Annotated in this window: 18 protein-coding genes; 6 read left to right on the forward strand and 12 right to left on the reverse strand. The window is 63.9% G+C overall.

The window, feature by feature from the left end:
* The 7 genes from ACVILI_RS02205 to ACVILI_RS02235 form a co-directional block, all read right to left on the reverse strand.
* A complete protein-coding gene (locus tag ACVILI_RS02205; protein ID WP_010912086.1) occupies nt 1-729 on the reverse strand; it encodes an ABC transporter ATP-binding protein in 729 nt (242 codons plus the stop codon).
* Nucleotides 729-2,204, reverse strand: a complete 1,476-nt coding sequence (locus tag ACVILI_RS02210) for an ATP-binding cassette domain-containing protein (protein ID WP_038650317.1) — start codon at nt 2,202-2,204, stop codon at nt 729-731. The genes ACVILI_RS02205 and ACVILI_RS02210 overlap by 1 nt, the downstream gene beginning before the upstream one ends.
* On the reverse strand, nt 2,204-3,799 hold the full coding sequence (livM, locus tag ACVILI_RS02215) for a high-affinity branched-chain amino acid ABC transporter permease LivM (protein WP_019861792.1): 1,596 nt from the start codon (nt 3,797-3,799) through the stop codon (nt 2,204-2,206). The genes ACVILI_RS02210 and livM overlap by 1 nt, the downstream gene beginning before the upstream one ends.
* Before the next feature lie 4 nt (nt 3,800-3,803).
* On the reverse strand, nt 3,804-4,706 hold the full coding sequence (locus ACVILI_RS02220; RefSeq protein ID WP_019861793.1) for a branched-chain amino acid ABC transporter permease: 903 nt from the start codon (nt 4,704-4,706) through the stop codon (nt 3,804-3,806).
* 336 nt (nt 4,707-5,042) lie between these two features.
* Nucleotides 5,043-6,044 (reverse strand): 4-hydroxyproline epimerase, encoded by a 1,002-nt coding sequence (locus ACVILI_RS02225; protein WP_038650318.1) that lies wholly within the window; start codon nt 6,042-6,044, stop codon nt 5,043-5,045.
* 17 nt (nt 6,045-6,061) lie between these two features.
* Nucleotides 6,062-7,375 (reverse strand): FAD-dependent oxidoreductase, encoded by a 1,314-nt coding sequence (locus tag ACVILI_RS02230; protein ID WP_038650319.1) that lies wholly within the window; start codon nt 7,373-7,375, stop codon nt 6,062-6,064.
* A 14-nt stretch (nt 7,376-7,389) separates the two neighbouring features.
* Nucleotides 7,390-8,325, reverse strand: coding sequence for a dihydrodipicolinate synthase family protein (locus ACVILI_RS02235; protein WP_038650320.1), 936 nt, complete (start codon nt 8,323-8,325; stop codon nt 7,390-7,392).
* A gap of 69 nt (nt 8,326-8,394) precedes the next feature.
* Here ACVILI_RS02235 and ACVILI_RS02240 point away from each other — a divergent pair, with 69 nt between their 5' ends.
* Nucleotides 8,395-9,087 (forward strand): GntR family transcriptional regulator, encoded by a 693-nt coding sequence (locus ACVILI_RS02240; RefSeq protein WP_064981273.1) that lies wholly within the window; start codon nt 8,395-8,397, stop codon nt 9,085-9,087.
* An 8-nt stretch (nt 9,088-9,095) separates the two neighbouring features.
* On the opposite strand, the gene ACVILI_RS02245 is transcribed toward ACVILI_RS02240, so the two are convergent.
* Both ACVILI_RS02245 and ACVILI_RS02250 read right to left on the reverse strand, forming a co-directional pair.
* Nucleotides 9,096-9,368, reverse strand: coding sequence for a hypothetical protein (locus tag ACVILI_RS02245; RefSeq protein ID WP_019861798.1), 273 nt, complete (start codon nt 9,366-9,368; stop codon nt 9,096-9,098).
* Nucleotides 9,369-9,635: 267 nt separating this feature from the next.
* Complete coding sequence (locus ACVILI_RS02250) at nt 9,636-9,959, reverse strand: winged helix-turn-helix transcriptional regulator (RefSeq protein WP_020629070.1); 324 nt, start codon at nt 9,957-9,959, stop codon at nt 9,636-9,638.
* Nucleotides 9,960-10,097: 138 nt separating this feature from the next.
* Between ACVILI_RS02250 and ACVILI_RS02255 the strand changes: the two genes are divergently transcribed.
* Nucleotides 10,098-10,427 (forward strand): nuclear transport factor 2 family protein, encoded by a 330-nt coding sequence (locus tag ACVILI_RS02255; protein ID WP_019861801.1) that lies wholly within the window; start codon nt 10,098-10,100, stop codon nt 10,425-10,427.
* The gene (locus tag ACVILI_RS02260; protein WP_019861802.1) at nt 10,424-11,224 is read left to right on the forward strand and encodes an SDR family oxidoreductase; all 801 of its coding nucleotides are present in this window, start codon (nt 10,424-10,426) and stop codon (nt 11,222-11,224) included. The genes ACVILI_RS02255 and ACVILI_RS02260 overlap by 4 nt, the downstream gene beginning before the upstream one ends.
* 73 nt (nt 11,225-11,297) lie before the next feature.
* Here ACVILI_RS02260 and ACVILI_RS02265 read toward each other — a convergent pair whose 3' ends face one another.
* Nucleotides 11,298-12,794 (reverse strand): CoA-acylating methylmalonate-semialdehyde dehydrogenase, encoded by a 1,497-nt coding sequence (locus ACVILI_RS02265; protein ID WP_019861803.1) that lies wholly within the window; start codon nt 12,792-12,794, stop codon nt 11,298-11,300.
* A gap of 161 nt (nt 12,795-12,955) precedes the next feature.
* Here ACVILI_RS02265 and ACVILI_RS02270 point away from each other — a divergent pair, with 161 nt between their 5' ends.
* Complete coding sequence (locus ACVILI_RS02270; RefSeq protein WP_038650326.1) at nt 12,956-13,837, forward strand: LysR family transcriptional regulator; 882 nt, start codon at nt 12,956-12,958, stop codon at nt 13,835-13,837.
* Between the two features lie 5 nt (nt 13,838-13,842).
* On the opposite strand, the gene ACVILI_RS02275 is transcribed toward ACVILI_RS02270, so the two are convergent.
* Nucleotides 13,843-14,418, reverse strand: coding sequence for a hypothetical protein (locus ACVILI_RS02275; protein ID WP_038650328.1), 576 nt, complete (start codon nt 14,416-14,418; stop codon nt 13,843-13,845).
* Between the two features lie 192 nt (nt 14,419-14,610).
* Here ACVILI_RS02275 and ACVILI_RS02280 point away from each other — a divergent pair, with 192 nt between their 5' ends.
* On the forward strand, nt 14,611-15,054 hold the full coding sequence (locus ACVILI_RS02280) for a hypothetical protein (RefSeq protein ID WP_038650330.1): 444 nt from the start codon (nt 14,611-14,613) through the stop codon (nt 15,052-15,054).
* Nucleotides 15,051-17,204 carry a phospholipase D-like domain-containing protein gene (locus ACVILI_RS02285; RefSeq protein ID WP_038650331.1) on the forward strand — a complete coding sequence of 718 codons (2,154 nt, stop codon included), beginning with the start codon at nt 15,051-15,053 and terminating at the stop codon, nt 17,202-17,204. The genes ACVILI_RS02280 and ACVILI_RS02285 overlap by 4 nt, the downstream gene beginning before the upstream one ends.
* 13 nt (nt 17,205-17,217) lie before the next feature.
* On the opposite strand, the gene ACVILI_RS02290 is transcribed toward ACVILI_RS02285, so the two are convergent.
* Nucleotides 17,218-18,474: a D-amino acid dehydrogenase gene (locus tag ACVILI_RS02290; RefSeq protein ID WP_038650332.1), complete on the reverse strand. Its 1,257-nt coding sequence runs from the start codon at nt 18,472-18,474 to the stop codon at nt 17,218-17,220.
* Nucleotides 18,475-18,554: the final 80 nt, after the last annotated feature.

Here is an 18,554-nt window from a genome sequence, read left to right on the forward strand (position 1 = left end):
TCAGTGATGTCCGCCTTCGAGATAGGCGGCGCGCACTTCCGGATTGGCGAGCAGTTCCTTGCCGGTGCCGCTCATCGTCACATTGCCGTTGACCATGACGTAGCCGCGCGTGGCGAGCTTCAACGCGCCGAACGCGTTCTGCTCGACCAGGAACACGGTCAGTCCTTGCGTGCGGTTCAGCTCGCGGATGGCATCGAAGATCTGCTTGACGATCAGCGGCGCCAGGCCCAGCGACGGCTCGTCGAGCAGAAGCAGCTTCGGCCGCGCCATCAGCGCGCGTCCGATCGACAGCATCTGCTGCTCGCCGCCCGACAGCGTGCCGCCGCGCTGCGCGATGCGCTCCTTGAGCCGCGGGAACAGCGTGAACACCTTCTCGACGTCCTCGTCATAGTGTTTGAGGTTGTCGAGGCTGGCGCCCATCTGCAGGTTTTCCATCACCGTCATGCGCGGAAAGATGCGCCGGCCTTCGGGTGACTGGGCGATGCGCATGCGCGCGATCTCGTGCGTCGGCAACTGGGTGATGTCGGTACCGGCGAAGGTGATGGTCCCTGTGCGGGCGCGCGGAGCGCCGAAAATGGTCATCATCAGCGTCGATTTGCCGGCGCCGTTGGCGCCGATCAGCGCCACGATCTCGCCCTCCTTGACGGTGACATCGACGCCGTTCAGCGCCCGGATGTTGCCGTAGTAGGTCTCCACGCCCTTGATATCGAGCAGCGTTGTCCCGGCCATTATTTGCCCCCTCCACGCTTGCCCGACACAGGCTTGGCCGCACCGGTAGTCTTTGCGGAAGCATGGCTGGTCGCCACCTTGCCGGCATCGACGCGGCGCGAGAATTCCGTGTCCTTGCCCCGACCGAGCAGCTTGGCCTGCTTGACCCATTCCTCGCGCGCAATGCGCCCGTCAAAGGCGAGATAGGCTTCGGCAGCCTCGACATCGGCCTTCTTCCAGGCGCCGATCTGGTCGAAGTGGAAGATGCCGTGCTCGTTGAGCTTCTTCTCGTTGACCGTGCCGATACCCTTGATGCGGGTCAGGTTGTCGGCCTTGCCGCCACGAGGGGCGGCGAGGCGGTTCGAAATGCCTTCGGCTTTTGCCGCGGGCACCTTGGCGGCCGTCTTCTTCGGTGCTGCTTTCGCCGCCGGCTTGGCCGGCGCGGCCGGTTTTGCGACGGGTTTGCTCACCACGGTTGCCGCGCGGGCATCGACCTGTGCCGCCTTCGAGGCGCCTTTCGACACCGTGACGCGCTCGCCATCGCTATGTCCGACAGTGTCGGTCACAGGTCCGGCCAGGTATGATGACGACGTACCCGGGCCATGCGCCGCATCCGGCCCAATGTCGAGCTGCTCGATGACGTCCTCGTCGCCGACCTCGGTCAGCACGGTCTCGACCTCCTCGTCGTCGACGCCGAGATAGGCGGCGATGACGCGCGGATCGGTGCGCACCGACTGCGGATTGCCGTCGGAGATCTTGCGGCCGTATTCCAGCACCACGACATGGTCGGAAATCTGCATGACCACCGACATGTCGTGCTCGATCAGCAGGATCGAGGTGCCGGTGTTGTGCTTAATGTCCATCAAGAGCTCGTTGAGCGCCGCCGATTCTTTCGGGTTGAGGCCCGCCGCCGGCTCGTCGAGACACAGAAGTTCCGGACCCGTGCACATGGCACGCGCGATCTCGAGGCGCCGCTGCGCGCCATAGGGCAGATCGCCGGCCGGATCATCGGCGCGATCGACGAGATCGGCCTTCTCCAGCCAATGCCTGGCCAGCTCCATCGACTCGGCTGACGCCTTGCGGTAACCGCTGAAGCCGAACAGGCCAAGCACCGTATAGCCCGAGGCCTTCATCAGCTTGTTGTGCTGGGCAACCAGAAGGTTCTCCAACAACGTCATGCCCGAGAACAGCCGGATGTTCTGGAAGGTGCGCGCCACCTTGGCGCGCGCCGGGATCTCATGGTTGGGCAGCCGCTCCAGCAGATAGGTCGAGCCGTCGGCCCGGTTGAGCGTGATCATGCCTTCGGACGGCTTGTAGAAGCCGGTGATGCAGTTGAACACGGTGGTCTTGCCGGCGCCGTTAGGCCCGATCAGCGCCGTGATCTCGCCGCGCCTGGCGGTGAAGGAGAGGTCGCCGATGGCGACCAGGCCGCCGAATTTCATCGACAGATGGTCGACCTGCAGGATGGCGTCGTTCATTTGCGTGGTCGCGTTCATCAGCCGTGGCCCTCCTTGGTGAAGGAGCTTGAGACAGCCCTTCGCTCCTTGAGGAAGGCGGTCGGTTCGCGACTGCCGACGAAGCCGCGCGGCTTCCACAGCATGACGATGACCATGGCCATGCCGAACAGAAGCATGCGGTAGAGTTCGGGGGTGAAGTCCGGCCCGAAGATCTGCTTGAGGAAGTCGAGTTCGCGCAGCGCCTCGGTGCCGCCGATCATCACCATCGCGGCAACCGCAATGCCGACCAGCGAGCCCATGCCGCCGAGAACGACGATGGCAAGGATGATGGCCGATTCCAGGAAAACGAAGGATTCCGGGCTGACGAAGCCTTGCCGCGCGGCGAAGAACGAGCCGGCGAAGCCACCGAACATGGCACCGGTTGCGAAGGCAGTCAGCTTGGTGGTGGTGGTGTTGATGCCGAGCGAGCGGCAGGCGATCTCGTCCTCACGCAAGGCTTCCCAGGCGCGGCCGACCGGCAGACGGCGCAGCCTGATGGTGACGAAGGCGGTAAGCAGGCACAGGCCCAGGATCAGATAGTAGAGGAAGATCTTGTAGTAGGCGCTCGAGGTCGCAATGTGCAGAACCTTGGCAATGTAGTTGGGGTCCGACACGTTGAAGGTCATCAGGCCGAAGAAGGAAACCTTGGGAATGCCGGAGATACCGGCCGACCCGTTGGTGACCTCGCGCCAGTTGATCAGCACCAGGCGGATGATCTCGCCGAAGGCGAGCGTCACGATCGCCAGATAATCGCCGCGCAGGCGCAGCACGGGGAAGCCGAGCAGCACCCCCCACAGAGCGGCCATGCAGCCCGCTGCCGGCAGCAGGATCCAGAACGACAGGCCGTATTGCGTGGCAAGAAGCGCATAGGCATAGGCGCCAAGTGCATAGAAGGCGACGTAGCCGAGATCGAGCAGGCCGGCGAGGCCAACGACGATGTTCAGCCCCCAGGCCAGCATCACATAGATCAGGATCTGGATGCCGAAATTGTCGACCCATTTCAGCGAGCCCTGCAGCCCTCCAGCAATCGACCAGGCGTTCAGCGACAGCACCGCGACCACGAGGATCGGGTATAGCACCAGCGCTGTGATGCCCAATTTGGTGAAGTTGGCATGGATGAAGGCGCGGAAGTAGTAGATCACGCAAGCCAGCACATAGATGACCGCCAGGGCGCGCAGGAATTGCAGATAGCCGGCAGGTTCCGCTCCCACCCATCCGGCGAGGGAGCCATTGAAGACGAACAGCAGCACCATCGCGACGACAGCCACGATGAACGCCGGCAGCGTGAAGAACCGTGACCCCACGCTGGCCGGCAACAGACCGGTGGCGACGTTGGCGATCTTCTGGTTGGCCATGAAGGGCTGGCCATAGGCGACATAGAGGAAACGGCCGACGGCCGTGGCGATCACCACGGCGGCGAGCAGGCCCCAACGCTGAGTCAGGACCAGTTCATTGGACATGTTCTGACCGGTCTTCAGACCGATGAACAGCACGAACAGGCCAAGCGCGATGGCACCGGCATAAAACGCTTCCTTAAGCGCGCGTTGGGTGGGGGTGGCGACGCTGTCGCTCTCACGAGATACGGTCACGGCCATGATCTCAGACCTTTTCGACTTCTGGCCGGCCCAATATGCCGGAAGGCAGGAAGATCAGCACGATCGCCAGGATCGAGAACGCCGCGACGTCCTTGTAGTCGATCGAGAAATAGGCCGACCACATGCTCTCGATGAAGCCGATCAGCAGCCCGCCGAGCACGGCGCCCGGCAACGAGCCGATGCCGCCAAGCACCGCCGCGGTGAATGCCTTCACACCCGGCACGAAACCGTCGGAGAAGGCCACCACGCCATAATACATCAGGAACAGCGTGCCGGCGACGGCGGCAAGCGAGGCGCCCATGATGAAGGTGATGGAGATGGTGCGGTCGACGTCGATGCCCAGAAGGGCCGCCATCTTGCGGTCCTGTTCGCAGGCGCGTTGCGCCCGGCCAAGCGAGGTCTTGTTGACCAGGTACCAGAACACCACCAGGAGCAGCGCGGTGACGATGACGATGATGATCTGCTTCAGCGACACGCTGACGCCGTTGATGTTGTAGACCTGGCTGACCATCGGCGGGATCGGCTTGTTGCGCGGACCTTGCGTCACCTGGACGAAGTTCGACAGCGCGATCGACATGCCGATGGCGGTGATCAGCGGCGCCAGCCGGAACGAACCGCGCAGCGGCCGATAGGCCACCTTCTCGATCGTCCAGTTGTAGAGGCTGGTGAGCAGCATCGCCACGATCATCATGACCAGCAGCGCGATGACCACGGGCACCGAATAGAACAGCGCGCCGAGGATGAGGAAGACGATCAGCGCCGTGAAGGCGCCCACCATGAAGATGTCGCCATGGGCGAAGTTGATCATGCCGATGATGCCGTAGACCATCGTGTAGCCGATTGCGATCAGCCCATAGATCGATCCCAGCGTCAGCCCGTTGATAAGCTGCTGGACAAAATACTGCATGTGTACATGGCTCCCCTGGAATGTCGCCCATGCAGACGCATTCCTTTTCGTATTTCCCCTAGTCGTAAAGTTTCGAGCCCGGATTGCAACGTGATTTTTTTGACCGCCCCGCGTGTTTCCGATTCACGTCGTTCCGACCGCCCGTTTTCTGCACCCGACCCCTGGACTATCGCGGACCCTATCATTGGCATAACGCAATGTCTTTGACGATTCGGCCGTATCATGCACCCCGTTTCGAAGAAATCGCCGTCAAAATTAGGTGATATGAGGATTCGTTGCGTTACTGACAGGGTTCGTCTTTTCGTCACACTCCTTTCCGCAAGGTCAGGATTCTCCTCACTTGACCACGAAACCATGCGCGAACGGATCGCGGTCGTCGATGAAGATCGTGTTCAGTCCGGTCATCCGCGCCCAGCCGCCGATCGAGGGGATGATCGCCGGTCTGCCCGCCACGGTGACCTCCTTTTCGACCTTGCCCTTGAACAGCGAACCGATGATCGATTCATGCACGAAGGCATCGCCTGCCGTGAGCTTGCCCTTGGCATGGAGCTGCGCCATGCGCGCCGAGGTACCCGTGCCGCACGGTGAGCGGTCGATCGCCTTGTCGCCGTAGAACACGGCATTGCGGGCATCAGCCCCTTTCACCGTCGGCTTTCCGGTCCACAGCATGTGCGACAGCCTATTGATGCCGGGGTTCTCCGGATGCACGAAGGAATATTTCTCGTTGAGCCGTTGCCGCACCACCGGGCTCCAGGCGATGAGGTCGCCGGCGGAATAATCCGCCATGTCGCGGTAGTTCTTCTGCGGCTCGACGATGGCGTAGAAATTGCCGCCATAGGCGACATCGACGGTGATCTCGCCGAGCCCGGGACATTCGACCGTCAGACCTTCGGCATGGAGGAAAGACGGCACATTGGTGATGCGCACTTCCTCGACATATTCGCCGACCTGTTTGTATTCGGCGATGACGAGCCCGGCCGGCGTATCGAGCCTCAGCACACCCGGCGTCTTCGGCTTGATCAGCCCGTGTTCGATGGCCATCGTCACCGTGCCGATGGTGCCATGGCCACACATCGGCAGGCAGCCGGAGGTTTCGATGAACAGGATGGCGATGTCGCAATCCTCGCGCGTCGGCGCATAGAGGATCGAACCTGACATCACATCATGGCCGCGCGGCTCGAACATCAGCCCGGTGCGGATCCAGTCATACTCGGCAAGGAAATGCGCGCGCCGTTCCATCATCGTCGAGCCCTCGAGCAGCGGGCCGCCGCCGGCGACCAGCCGCACCGGATTGCCGCATGTGTGGCCGTCGATGCAGAAGAAGGATTTCTTGGCCATGTCGTTCCTCGAAAAATTCAAAACCGTTGTGGACTGAAGGGGGCAAGATCAACAGACGCAACCTGCCCCAGGATGATTTCCCGGATCAACCGTGCGGTCGCCGCGGCCTGGGTCAGGCCCAGATGGCCGTGGCCGAAAGCATAGACCACCGGCCGGCTTCCCGAGGCCTTGCCGATGACAGGCACCGAATCCGGCAGCGAGGGCCGGAACCCCATCCATTCGCGCCCGCCCGAGGGATTGAGCCCGGGCAGGAACTGCTGCGCCTTCTGCAGGAGCGCCTTCGATCTGTTGAAATTGGGCGGCCGCTCGATGCCGCCGAGCTCGACGGCGCCGCCGACGCGCAGGCCCGTCTCCAGCGGCGTGATGACGAAGCCATGGCCGGAGAAGATCAGCTGTCGCTTCACGTCAAAGGCACTCCTGGGCAGCGTCGTGTTGTAGCCGCGCTCGGTCTCCAGCGGAATGCGGTCGCCAAGCTGCCGCGCCAGAAGATGCGACCAGGCGCCGGCAGCGACGATAAGGTGCCTTGCCTGCCTGGTCGTGCCATCGGCCAACGTCAGTGTCGCGCCATCCTGGTCCGCCGCGACCCGATCGATCCCAGCCCTCTCGAAGCGGGCACCCTTGGCCTCGGCGTAAGCCCACACCGCCTTGCCGAGCAGCTTTGGATCGGCCACCGTCTTCCAGCCCGGCACGAAGGTGCCCTTGATGAAGCGCGGGGAGAGGCCTGGCTGCAAACCCGCCAGGCCTTCGCCCTCGACATGGCGAAAGCCGATGCCGAAGCGCTCGCGCGCGGCCCAGCCGGACAGCGAGGCGCGGAACTCGGCTTCGCTCTCGTAGAGCTCCAGCGAGCCGTCCTCGCGCAGCATCGGCCGCGTGCCGGAGCGATCGAGCAGCCCCATCCATTCGGTTTCGGCGAGCTTCATCATGCCGGCCTGGGCGGCGAGGCTGGCTTCGTATTTCGCCGGCGCGCCGGCGCGCCAGAAGCGGATCAGCCAGGGCAGCAGCCGCGGCAGGTAGGCGGGCGGAATGCTGAGCGGGCCGAGCGGATCGGCCAGCCATTTCGGCAGGTGCTTGATCATGCCCTTGTGCGCCAGCGGCAGCACGTCTGAGAAGGCGAAGGCCGCCGCATTGCCGGAGCTCGTCTCCTCGCAGATGCCGGTGCGGTCGAAGATTGTTACGCTGCACCCCGCCTCGACAAGGAAGGCAGCGGCACAGATGCCGATGATGCCACCGCCGACAATGGCGATATCTTTCCCTTCTCCCCATTCACGGGGAGAAGGCGCCCCAGCGGCGGAACGCTGCTCCTGTTCCGGGGATTTGGAATTTTCTGGCACGTCGGTGCTGTCCCTTATTCGGCTGCCACCAGTCTGTCCGCCGATAGAGGAGACGTCTGGAGCGACGGCAGCTTCGGCCGCACCGCCAGCGCATCCCGTATGATCTTCTCGACTGCCTTGCGGCGCTCGCCCGACAGCGGCTGGCGCGGCATGCGCACGCGGTCATTGGTATCGATTGCCAGCACTTCGGCAAGCTTGATGTTCTGTACCAGATAGGTCGAGACGTCGAGGTCGAGCAGCGGCCGGAACCAGCGGTAGATGGCGAGCGCCTCCTCGCGGCGGCCCTGCTTCATCAGTTGGAAGATGGCGACGGTCTCGCGCGGGAAGGCGGTGACCAGGCCGGCTACCCAGCCGATGGCGCCGATCGACAGCGCCTCGAAGGCGAGATTGTCGACACCGGTGAACAGATCGTAGCGGTCACCAAGCCGGTTGATGATCTCGGTCGAGCGCCTGATGTCGTCGGAGGATTCCTTGATGGCGACGAAGCGCCTGTCCGACGCCAACTCCTCCATCTGGTCGACGGTGACGTCGACGCGATAGGCGAGCCGGTTGGAGTAGATCATGACCGGCAGGTCGCCGGCCTCGGCGACCGCGCGCAGCGCCGCGACGGTCTCTTCCGCATTGGTGTGGTAGATCGGGCTCGGCACCACCATCAGGCCATCGGCACCTTCGCTCGCGGCGCGCCTGGCAATAGCGGCGGCCTCCCGGGTGCCCGCCTCATTGACGGTCAGCAGCACCGGCTTCTTGCCGGCGACTTTCTGCGCGGTCTTCAGCACCTCGATCTTCTCGTCAGGCGACAGCATCGGCCCTTCGCCGAGCGAGCCGCAGACGATGATGCCGTCGCAACCGGCCTCCATCTGCAGGCCGAAGCAGCGCTCCATTTCGGCATGGTCGAGCCGGTCGTCGGCGGTGAATTTGGTCGTAACGGCGGGGAAAACTCCGGTCCACATAGTCGTGTCTCCATCTGATATATCAGACGTATATCTGTTAAGAAACCCACTGTCAATGCGGAATCCGTTATGATATATCCAAAATATATCAGGAGATCGCCTTTGATATCCATGGAAGCAACCATGACGTCCGAGCCGGCGGCGGCCAGGGCCTACCGCGTGCTCGAGCATATGATCGTCACGCTGGAACTGGCGCCGTCGAGCTTTGTCACCGAAGGAGCGCTTATCGAGAAGCTGGACCTCGGCCGCACGCCGGTGCGCGAGGCGATCCAGCGGCTGGCCTGGGAAGGGCTGCTGGATGTCAGGCCACGCGCCGGCATCGCGATCGCGCCGCTGCATCCCGGCGACTGGCTGCGCGTGCTCGACGCCCGGCGCGGCGTCGAGGTGGTGCTGGCCCGCTCGGCCGCCCGCTTCGTCACCCGCGAGGCCGCCGACCTGTTTCACGAGGCGGCGCTGGCCATGCAGAAGGCGGTCATCTCGGGCAATGTGCTTGCCTTCATCCAGGCCGACAAGGCGCTGGACGAGGCGCTGGCGATGGCCGCTGACAACCGCTTCGCCGCGCGGCTGGCCGCGCCGCTGCAGACCCACAGCCGCCGCTTCTGGTTCCGCTACAAGGCGGATACGGGCCTGGCCGAGTCAGCCGAGCATCATGTCGCGCTGATCCGCTCGATCCTCGACGGCGACGAGGAGGCAGCCGCCAAGGATGCCAAGCGGCTGATGGCACTGCTGCGCGGCCACGCCGAGGTCGCCGCGACGCGTTGAATGGGCGATCAGATTCCTTGCGCGGCGGCGATGGCGGTACTCTCCCATCCCTCACCGGTCGCGAAGATGCAGCTTCGGCCCTGCACGTCGGTCACCAGCATGGACCAGGTCCCGCTTGCCGAAACATAGATCTCGACAATGGCGGATTGCCCGACCACACCATAACCAAGCTGCTTTTGTTGAAAGGCCTGCGCCAGTCCCGCGACGAGGTCGTTGTGGCCGCCGCAGATAAATTGCGCCTGCGCCGATAGCGTCGACAGCGCCAGCGCGGCGCCGATCACGGCTATCCTGATCCATCGAAACGAAAATCTGTGTGCCATTTGGCACCTCCTTCGCCTCGACGTTCCGGCAAAGGGAGGCACATGGGGCAGCCTCAACGCACCGGAACGCTCCAGGCCGGGTTCGACGTCTTCATCACGTCACTCCTTCTGGTTTCCGGTCTGTCGTCAGGGAACCTTATCATTCCCTGGAATCGATATGGTGAGGCCCCGATCTGAAAACAAGCATCGCTTCGGAGCTTGCGGCGCGTTGCAGAGCAACGATCGGCGTCAGACTTCCGTCGGTTCGCGAAGTGCCGCCCATTTCAGCAAGGCGTCGAGGGCCGGGCACAGCGCCTGGCCCCAATCGGTCAGGCAGTACTCGACCTTCGGCGGCACCTGGTGGTGGACGATACGGCGAACGATGCCGTCGGCCTCCATCTGCCGCAGCTGTTGGATCAGCATCTTCTGCGAGATCGCCGGGATCGCCCGTTCGAGGTCGGAGAAGCGCAGCACCTTGCCGCCGAACAGGTGAAACAGGATCACCAGCTTCCAGCGGCCCTCGAGGATGCGCAGCACATTCTCGACGCCGCTCGCTGCCGACAACGGCGTCAACGTCTCGGGCTTACTCTCAGGTAAGTACCTTACTTTTTCGTCGGTTCTTGTCATTTCACCAGTATATCTCATTTTAGAAGCCGGACAAGCGCCGCCGGCCTCGATGGGCGGCGGCAACCCCGCACCGGAGACGACACCATGACCGCAAACCTTCCGCAGCCGCTGGCCGACTATTTTGCCGCCAAGAACCGGCACGACATCGACGCCATGCTCGTGCCTTTCTCGTCAGACGCCACGGTCAAGGACGAAGGCGAACCCCATCGAGGCTCAGTCGCCATCCGCGGCTGGATGGAGGCAACGACACGCAAATACCGGGTGTCCGTCGAGGTCGCCGACGTGACGGTCAACGGCGATAAATGGCGGATCGCCGGCATCGTGTCTGGAAATTTCCCCGGCAGCCCCGCGACACTCCACTACGTCTTCACACTGGCCGATGACCGGATCGCGCGGCTGGAGATCGGCGCATGACCTTCGTCCAGAAATTTGCGGTCGACGATCGGGAATTTGCCGGCAAGCGCGTTCTGGTCACCGGGGGCACAAAGGGTGCCGGCGAGGCCATCGTGCGTAGGCTTTCGGCGGCGGGAGCGATGGTTGCAACCACCGCTCGCTCGGCGACGGAAGCATGCCAGCCGAAGCTGTTCATGCGGGCCGACATCAGCACTCTGGCAGGCGTCGAAAAGGTCGCCGCGGGTGTCATGGAGCAGCTTGGTGGTGTCGACATCATCGTTCACAACGTCGGCGGTTCGAAGAGCCCAGGAGGAGGATTTGCCGGACTGTCGGAGCAGGCCTGGCAAGATGAACTGGACCTCAACCTGCTGGCGGCAGTGCGGCTCGATCGCCTGCTTGTCCCGCATATGATCGAGCAAGGTTCAGGCGTGATCGTTCACATGTCGTCGATCCAGCGCCGCCTGCCGCTGCACGAATCCACCATCGCCTATGCGGCGGCCAAGGCAGCCCTTTCAACCTACAGCAAGGCGCTGTCCAAGGAACTCGGCCCCAAAGGCATCCGCGTCAACACCGTGGCGCCGGGCTGGATCCACACCACTGCTTCGGAAGCCATGGTGAAGCGGCTGGCATCCCACTCGGGCTCGGATGAGGCAACCGCCCGCCAGGGCATCATGGATGCGCTGGGCGGCATCCCGATCGGCCGGCCGGCATGGCCGCAAGAGGTTGCGGAACTCGTGGCATTCCTTGTCTCGGACCGCGCCTCGGCGATCCACGGCGCCGAATACGTCATCGACGGTGGCACCATACCGACGGTCTGACGGAGGCAAGCGGCCGACAAAAAAGAAAGAGGCGGGATGAGCCGCCTCTTTCTTTTTTTGGAACGTTTCCCAATCAGTTCATCGTCGGGATGACGAACTCGGCGCCATCCTTGATGCCGGACGGCCAGCGCGACGTCACCGTCTTGGTCTTGGTGTAGAAGCGGAAGGCGTCCGGGCCGTGCTGGTTGAGGTCGCCGAAGGACGACGCCTTCCAGCCGCCGAACGTGTAATAGGCGATCGGCACCGGGATCGGCACGTTGACGCCGACCATGCCGACTTGGACACGGCTTGCGAAATCACGCGCGGCGTCGCCGTCGCGGGTGAAGATGGCGACGCCATTGCCCATTTCATGGTCGTTGGCGAGCTTGATCGCGCTCTCATAGGTCGGTGCACGTACCACCGAGAGCACCGGCCCGAAAATTTCTTCCTTGTAGATGCGCATGTCCGCCGTGACATTGTCGAACAGGCAGCCGCCCATATAGTAGCCGTTCTCATAGCCCTGCATCGTGAAGCCGCGGCCATCGACGACCAGCTTGGCGCCTTCCTTGACGCCGGTATCGACGTAACCCTTCACCCGCTCCAGCGCCTGCGCCGTCACCAGCGGGCCGAAATCGGCGGCCGAATCCGTCGACGGTCCGACCTTCAGGCTCTCGACGCGCGGGATCAGCTTTTCCATCAGCCGGTTGGCCGTGTCGTTGCCGACCGGCACAGCCACCGAGATCGCCATGCAGCGCTCGCCGGCGGAGCCGTAGCCGGCGCCGATCAGCGCGTCGACGGTCTGGTCCATATCGGCGTCAGGCATGATGATCATGTGGTTCTTGGCGCCGCCGAAGCACTGCACGCGCTTGCCCGCCGCGGTGCCGCGCGAATAGATGTAGTGGGCGATCGGCGTTGAGCCGACAAAGCCGACGGCCTTGATGTCGGGATCGTCGAGGATGGCGTCGACGACTTCCTTGTCGCCGTTGACGACGTTGAGGATGCCAGCCGGCAGGCCGGCCTCGAGGAACAGTTCGGCGATGCGGATCGGCACGCCCGGATCACGCTCCGACGGCTTCAGGATGAAGGCGTTGCCGCAGGCGATCGCCGGGGCGATCTTCCACAGCGGGATCATCGCCGGGAAGTTGAACGGGGTGATGCCGGCGACGACGCCGAGCGGCTGGCGCATCGAATAGACGTCGATGCCGGGGCCGGCGCCATCGGTGAACTCGCCCTTCATCATGTGCGGCGCACCGATGCAGACTTCGACCACTTCGAGGCCGCGCTGGATGTCGCCCTTGGCGTCGGCGATGGTCTTGCCGTGCTCGCGCGCCAGTATGTCGGCCAGTTCGTCATAGTCGCGGGCGACCAGTTCGAGGAATTTCATCAAGACGCGAACGCGGCGCTGCGGGTTGGTGGCGGCCCATTTCGGCTGCGCCGCCTTGGCATTCTCGACCGCCGCGCGCAGTTCCGCCTGCGAGGCCAGCGCCACCGTGCCGCGCACGGAGCCGTCCATCGGCTGCATGACGTCCTGCTTGCGGCCGCTGGTGCCGGCGACACGCTTGCCGCCGATGAAATGACCGTATTCGATCATGATATCTCTCCCTTGTTTGTGATGGACGCATTGTCCGCCTTTGCGATGGCGAAGGCAACGCGAGGAAGAACGCAACCGTTGTGCAGCAAATAGATAACGATTGACGGGCGCGCATCAATTCTCGCAAATGGAGGACCGCAAGATATCTCCTGGGGATTCCCATGAACTGGGATGACGTCCGCATCTTCCTCGCCGTGGCACGCGCCGGCCAGATCCTTGGCGCCGCCAAGCGGCTGGAGCTCAACCACGCCACCGTCTCGCGCCGCATTGCAGCGCTCGAAGACGCATTGCGCACAAAGCTCTTTCGCCGGCTGACCACCGGCAGCGAACTGACGCCGGCCGGCGAGCGCTTCCTCGACATTGCCGAGCGCATGGAGGGTGACATGATCGCCGCGCGCTCGATCATATCAGGCGAAGGCGACGATATCTCCGGCACCGTGCGCATCGGCGCGCCGGACGGGTTCGGCGTCGCCTTCCTGGCCAGGCGCCTCGGCGAACTGACCGCACTGCATCGCGAGCTGACGATCCAGCTCGTGCCGGTGCCGCGCTCCTTCTCGCTGTCCCGTCGCGAAGCCGACATCGCCATCACCGTCGAGCGGCCGACCGAGGGCCGGCTGGTAGCGGGTAAGCTGGTCGATTATTCGCTGGGCCTGTTTGCCTCGCGCGCCTATGCCGAGGCCAATGGCCTGCCCAAAACCGCGGCCGAACTCGGCCGACACACCCTCATCGGCTATGTGCCGGATCTCATCGTCAGCCCTTCGCTCGACTACGCGGCCGAATTCAGCGCGGACTGGCGCACCAGCTTCGCCATCTCCTCGGCACTCGGCCAGGCCGAAGCGGTGCGCTCGGGCGCCGGCATCGGCATCCTGCACACCTTCGTCGCGCGCTCGATGCCGGAGCTGGTGGCCGTCGATGTGGTGGCGCCCATCCGCCGTGCCTACTGGCTGGTCTATCATGAATCGGTGAGGCCGCTGCGCCGCATCCAGATCGTCGCCGGCTTCATCACCAAGGCGGTGGAGCGGGAAAAAAGTCTCTTCCTGTAAGGCGCTCACGGCCTATCGAGAACGAACGAACTCGCCACCCGTTCGGCCTCGTCGGCCAGTGGCGCCCACTTCTGCTTCATTTGCTCGAGGCTGTCGCCCGTGAGCCCGCAAGTCACCAGACCGAAGTGGCTGCCGCGCAGCGAAAGCACGACCTTGGCGTGACCGGGGAAGCTGGCGCTGCCGTCGCCGACCTGGAAATCCATATCGGCCATTCGTGCCGGATAGCCGTCGGGAAAGCGGATCAACTTTTCGTTGCTGAAGGCCGCCGAGGTAAAGGCGGCTCCCACCATCTCTTGCCAGGCCTGCGGCGACCAGCCCGTTTCGAGAAATGCCTTGGGATCGGCGGGGGAACCGGACGCCTGCGGATCATAGTGACCGACCGATATCCGGCAGGTCAGGCCCTGATCACCGGATTTTATCTTCAGCCGCATCGTCTTGCCGGAAGGCGCCTCGTTTCTCCACCCTTCCGGAAAGGTCAGGGAAAATCCGTTGTCCTTGTCGTGAACGGTCTTGGCGGCGGCATTGGCCGCCGAGATGCAGGACAGAAATACGACAGCTGTAACCGCAAAGCCGATACGCATCACTGGTGCTCGCGAAATGCCAGACGGGGTCGATGCGCCCGGCAGGTTGTATCGCTGCGGTAATAACACGGTCTGGTGATACACGCCGCCTTTTGCTTGCCACAAAACCGGCCAGTGTGGCATCAGGCATGCGGTCGCCGGCCATTGGCAGGGCCGCCGGTGGGAATCGTTCAGAAAGCTGGCGCGGAAAAAATGCGAGCCGTTCTTGCCATCCTGCCGCTGATTTTCGTTTCGGCCTGCGCCAACCCGTGGACAAAAGTGCCGGAAGCCGAATTGCCCAAGCCGATCCGTTACGCCATGGCGCGCCCCTCGCCTTTCGTCTTCGGCAATTATTGCGGCCCCGGCACCCGCACCGGCGATATGTCGGCCCGGCCGGTCGACCGCCTCGACGCGGCGTGTCAGACCCACGACGCCTGCTACATCGCACGCCACAATCATTGCGATTGCGACGGCGCGCTCGTCGCCTCCGCCCGGGCGATCCGTGATGACAAGACGGCGCCACGCAAGATGCGCGGCGAGGCGGAATTGCTGATCGCTACCTTCGCCATCCCCGTCTGCAAGGTGTTTCCCCAAGGCTTCATGCCGCCGCGCGACCCGGCTCAGTTGAGCGCCATGAAGGCCGGAGCCACCGGGTGAATCGCCACGCATTTATCATCCTTGCCCTGTTCGGGCTGACCGCCCTTGCCGGTTGTGCCGGCACAGGCCGCGATGCCTGCGATCTCCTGCCGGGACAGGCGGCCTGCGCGCGGCCGTCTCTGTCGGCCAGCACGCCTGGGCCGCAGGTCGCCGCGTCGCAGTTTTTTGGCGATGCCGGCGCCAGCGACTACGAAAGACGCTTCCTGGCGCTGCTCGCCCACAATCAGCTCGGCGCCATGGATCGCGCCAATGGTACCGGCCCGTACGGGCGCAACCGCCGCGATGTGCAGAACAGCGGCTTCCGGGCGACCTATTCGACGCTGCAGCAACTGGCCGAACCACTCGCCAGGACGCATCTGCCGTCGGCCAATGGCGGTAGCGGCGTGGGCCATTTCGACGGACGCTGGCGGGTGTCGCGGCAGACGCTCTACATCGATGCGGCGGCACGGCCCTCGTCACCCAAGAGTTTCGATTTCTCCGGCCTGCAGGCGCGAAGCACCGAGATCGTCGTGCGCCAGGCCGGAGAGCAGCCGGTCGAGATCGAGGCCACCTGCGACGGCGCGTTGGCGATCCGCGCCGCCGGAGCCTCGCGCACCATCGCCGCCGGCGCGGCATTTCGTTTTCGCCTGTCCGGCGAGGACGACACGGTCAGCCTGTTTCCCAGCGACAGCCTGAACCGCTGCACGGCAAGGATCCGCTCCAGCCTTGTCCCGGCCGGGGCGCCGCTCACCATCCGGCGCGAAGAGACCGCGGATCCGGCTCTCGCCAGCTTCGACAGCCGCTACGAGCGCTGCCCGGTCCCCGAAAGCGCCGGCCTCGACGCGCTCGAGCGCGCCTTCTATGCCAGCCGCTGGCTGTCGCAGACCTGCGCCCTACCCGTCGGCGAGCCCAGGCTGCTGCGCAAGTCGCGCGACGGCTTCAACGCCAAGGTCGAGGCGCTGATGGGCGCACCGCTGTCCGATGCGGCGATAGACAAAGGCGACCCGGAGCTGCCTCTCGATTTCTCCAGGGCGCCACGGCTGAAGCTGATCTATCTGTCGTCGCTGGAATTCAAGGCGGACTTCTCCGGCTGCATCATCGAGCGGCTGATCCGCCATCATGCCGCCCTTGGCACCAAGGTGCGCATACTGGTCACCGACGTGCTGGAGCGCGAAAAGGACGACGCCATGCTGCACCGGCTGGCCGCCGAATTCCCCAATGTCGAATTGCAGGAATACCGCTGGCGCGCCGATCATGGCGCGCCGATCGACGAGCAGATTTCACAGCTGCACAAGACCCATCATATCAAGATGCTGGCGACGCTGGCTGTGGACCCTGCGCGCTCGCGCGTCATCATCGGCGGCCGCAACATCCATGACGGCTTCCTGTTCCATAGTCCGATCGACCTGTCGCGCTATCCGGACCTGCAGCAATACGGCAAGACCGACGGCTTTTCGCTGAACTACTATTCGAACTGGAGCGACTTCGACATCGAGTTCGCCGACCGGGCGACGGTCGAGACGCTCGCCGCGCATCTATCGACGATATGGTTGCGCGACGCCGACACCAATCTGGCGCGCCCCTTCTCCATCCCGGTCCATGGAAATGGCCGCCCCCAGGGCAATGCCCGGCATTTCATCTCCGTGCCCTATGAGGACGACCATGCGCTGGAGGACTATTTCGTCGAGCTGGTCGATGCCGCCCGGCAGCATATCCAGATCGTCAATCCCTACCTCAATCTGACGCCGAGCCTCGCCCATGCTTTTGACCGGGCGCTCGCCCGCGGCGTCAAGATCGACATTGTCGGCCGCATCGATCTCAAGGGCGATATTGGCGGCAAGTTCCTCACCGCGCTCAACAAGCTGTTCGTCGAGAAATATGGCGACCGCATCAACATCCGCGAGTTCAAGGCGCCCGACGTGGTGCTGCATTCCAAGATCATGATGATCGACGAAAGGCTGGTCGCCATCTCCTCGGTCAACCTCAACAACCGCAGCTTCTTCCACGATTCAGAGAACGGCATGATGGTGCTCGATCCCGCCTTCTACGTCAGGATGAAGCCGATCTATGACGACTATCTCGCCCATTCGAATCCGGTTTCCAGCAACGTGACGATCCCGTGGATCTATCGGCTGCTGTTCGACGAAGCCTGGGTCAAGCAGGCGTTCTGATCTCCCGCGCCGCCTATTTCAGGTAGCGCTCCTGCGCCAGGGCACGGGCATCGATGTCAGGCACCTTGTTCGACATGATGTCGGCCAGCACCTTGGCCGAGCCGCAGGCCATGGTCCAGCCGAGCGTGCCATGGCCGGTATTGAGGAAGAGATTGGAAAGCTCGGTACGGCCGATCAGCGGCGGCCCATCCGGCGTCATCGGCCGCAGGCCGCACCAGAAGGTCGCCTCGCGCATGGCGCCGGAGCCCGGAAAGAGATCGCCGACCGAATGTTCGAGCGTGCGCCGCCGCGATTCGTGCAACCTGAGGTCAAAGCCTGAAATCTCGGCCGTGCCGCCGACGCGGATGCGGTCGCCCAGCCGGGTGATCGCCACCTTGTAGGTTTCGTCCATCACGGTCGACACCGGCGCCAGGGCGGCATCCTTGATCGGCACGGTGATCGAATAGCCCTTGACCGGATAGACAGGGATCGACCGCTTCATCCGGCGCATGAAGCCGGCCGAGTAGCTGCCCAGCGCCATCACATAGGCTTCGGAGGTCTTGAACCCCTTGCTGGTGCTGAGATTGGCAATGCGGTTGCGGCTGCGCAGGACGCGCCAGATCGTCGTGTCGTATTCGAACTTGACGCCCCGCGCCACGCAGAGCTCGGCCAGTTTCTCCGTGAACATCTTGCAGTCGCCGGTCTCGTCATGCGGCAGCCTCAGCCCGCCGACGAATTTCTCGCGCACGCCGGCCAGCGCCGGCTCCGCCGCGATGCAGCCGTCCTGGTCGAGGATCTCGTAGGGCACGCCATATTTCTTCAGCACATCGACATCGCCACCGGTACCGTCGAGCTGCTTTTGCGTGCGAAACAGCTGCAGCGTGCCCCGGCTGCGCTCGTCATAGGTGATGCCGGTCGCCTCGCGCAGCGCCTTCAGCGTGTCGCGGCTGTATTCGGCCAGCGGCACCATGCGCGACTTGTTGATGGCATAGCGCTCCGCGGTGCAGTTGCGCAGCATCTTGACCAGCCAGGTCCACATATGCGGATCGAAGGCCGGCCGCACCACCAGCGGGCCATGCTTCATCAACAGCCATTTGATCGCCTTGAGCGGAATGCCGGGGCCGGCCCAGGGCGAGGCATAGCCGGGCGAAATCTCGCCGGCATTGGCGAAACTGGTTTCCAGCGCCGGGCCTTTCTGGCGGTCGAGCACCGTCACCTCGTGGCCGGCCTCGGCAAGATAATAGGCCGTGGTCACCCCGATGACGCCGCCGCCCAGCACCATGATCTGCATCGTTCACTCCTTGCCGCGCCGCGCGTCCTCAGGACGCCCGTGGACGCGACCGCATTTCTCGATTTGCGCATGATCCCAAA

This window comes from Mesorhizobium sp. USDA 4775 (assembly GCF_054062655.1).

What these genes read in the sequence shown, in the direction of transcription:
- ACVILI_RS02205 (WP_010912086.1), bottom strand. Translation starts at nt 729, where the DNA reads ATGGCCGGGACAACGCTGCTCGATATCAAGGGCGTGGAGACCTACTAC.
- ACVILI_RS02210 (WP_038650317.1), bottom strand. Translation starts at nt 2,204, where the DNA reads ATGAACGCGACCACGCAAATGAACGACGCCATCCTGCAGGTCGACCAT.
- livM (WP_019861792.1), bottom strand. Translation starts at nt 3,799, where the DNA reads ATGGCCGTGACCGTATCTCGTGAGAGCGACAGCGTCGCCACCCCCACC.
- ACVILI_RS02220 (WP_019861793.1), bottom strand. Translation starts at nt 4,706, where the DNA reads ATGCAGTATTTTGTCCAGCAGCTTATCAACGGGCTGACGCTGGGATCG.
- ACVILI_RS02225 (WP_038650318.1), bottom strand. Translation starts at nt 6,044, where the DNA reads ATGGCCAAGAAATCCTTCTTCTGCATCGACGGCCACACATGCGGCAAT.
- ACVILI_RS02235 (WP_038650320.1), bottom strand. Translation starts at nt 8,325, where the DNA reads ATGTGGACCGGAGTTTTCCCCGCCGTTACGACCAAATTCACCGCCGAC.
- ACVILI_RS02240 (WP_064981273.1), top strand. Translation starts at nt 8,395, where the DNA reads ATGATATATCCAAAATATATCAGGAGATCGCCTTTGATATCCATGGAA.
- ACVILI_RS02255 (WP_019861801.1), top strand. Translation starts at nt 10,098, where the DNA reads ATGACCGCAAACCTTCCGCAGCCGCTGGCCGACTATTTTGCCGCCAAG.
- ACVILI_RS02260 (WP_019861802.1), top strand. Translation starts at nt 10,424, where the DNA reads ATGACCTTCGTCCAGAAATTTGCGGTCGACGATCGGGAATTTGCCGGC.
- ACVILI_RS02265 (WP_019861803.1), bottom strand. Translation starts at nt 12,794, where the DNA reads ATGATCGAATACGGTCATTTCATCGGCGGCAAGCGTGTCGCCGGCACC.
- ACVILI_RS02270 (WP_038650326.1), top strand. Translation starts at nt 12,956, where the DNA reads ATGAACTGGGATGACGTCCGCATCTTCCTCGCCGTGGCACGCGCCGGC.
- ACVILI_RS02275 (WP_038650328.1), bottom strand. Translation starts at nt 14,418, where the DNA reads ATGCGTATCGGCTTTGCGGTTACAGCTGTCGTATTTCTGTCCTGCATC.
- ACVILI_RS02280 (WP_038650330.1), top strand. Translation starts at nt 14,611, where the DNA reads ATGCGAGCCGTTCTTGCCATCCTGCCGCTGATTTTCGTTTCGGCCTGC.
- ACVILI_RS02290 (WP_038650332.1), bottom strand. Translation starts at nt 18,474, where the DNA reads ATGCAGATCATGGTGCTGGGCGGCGGCGTCATCGGGGTGACCACGGCC.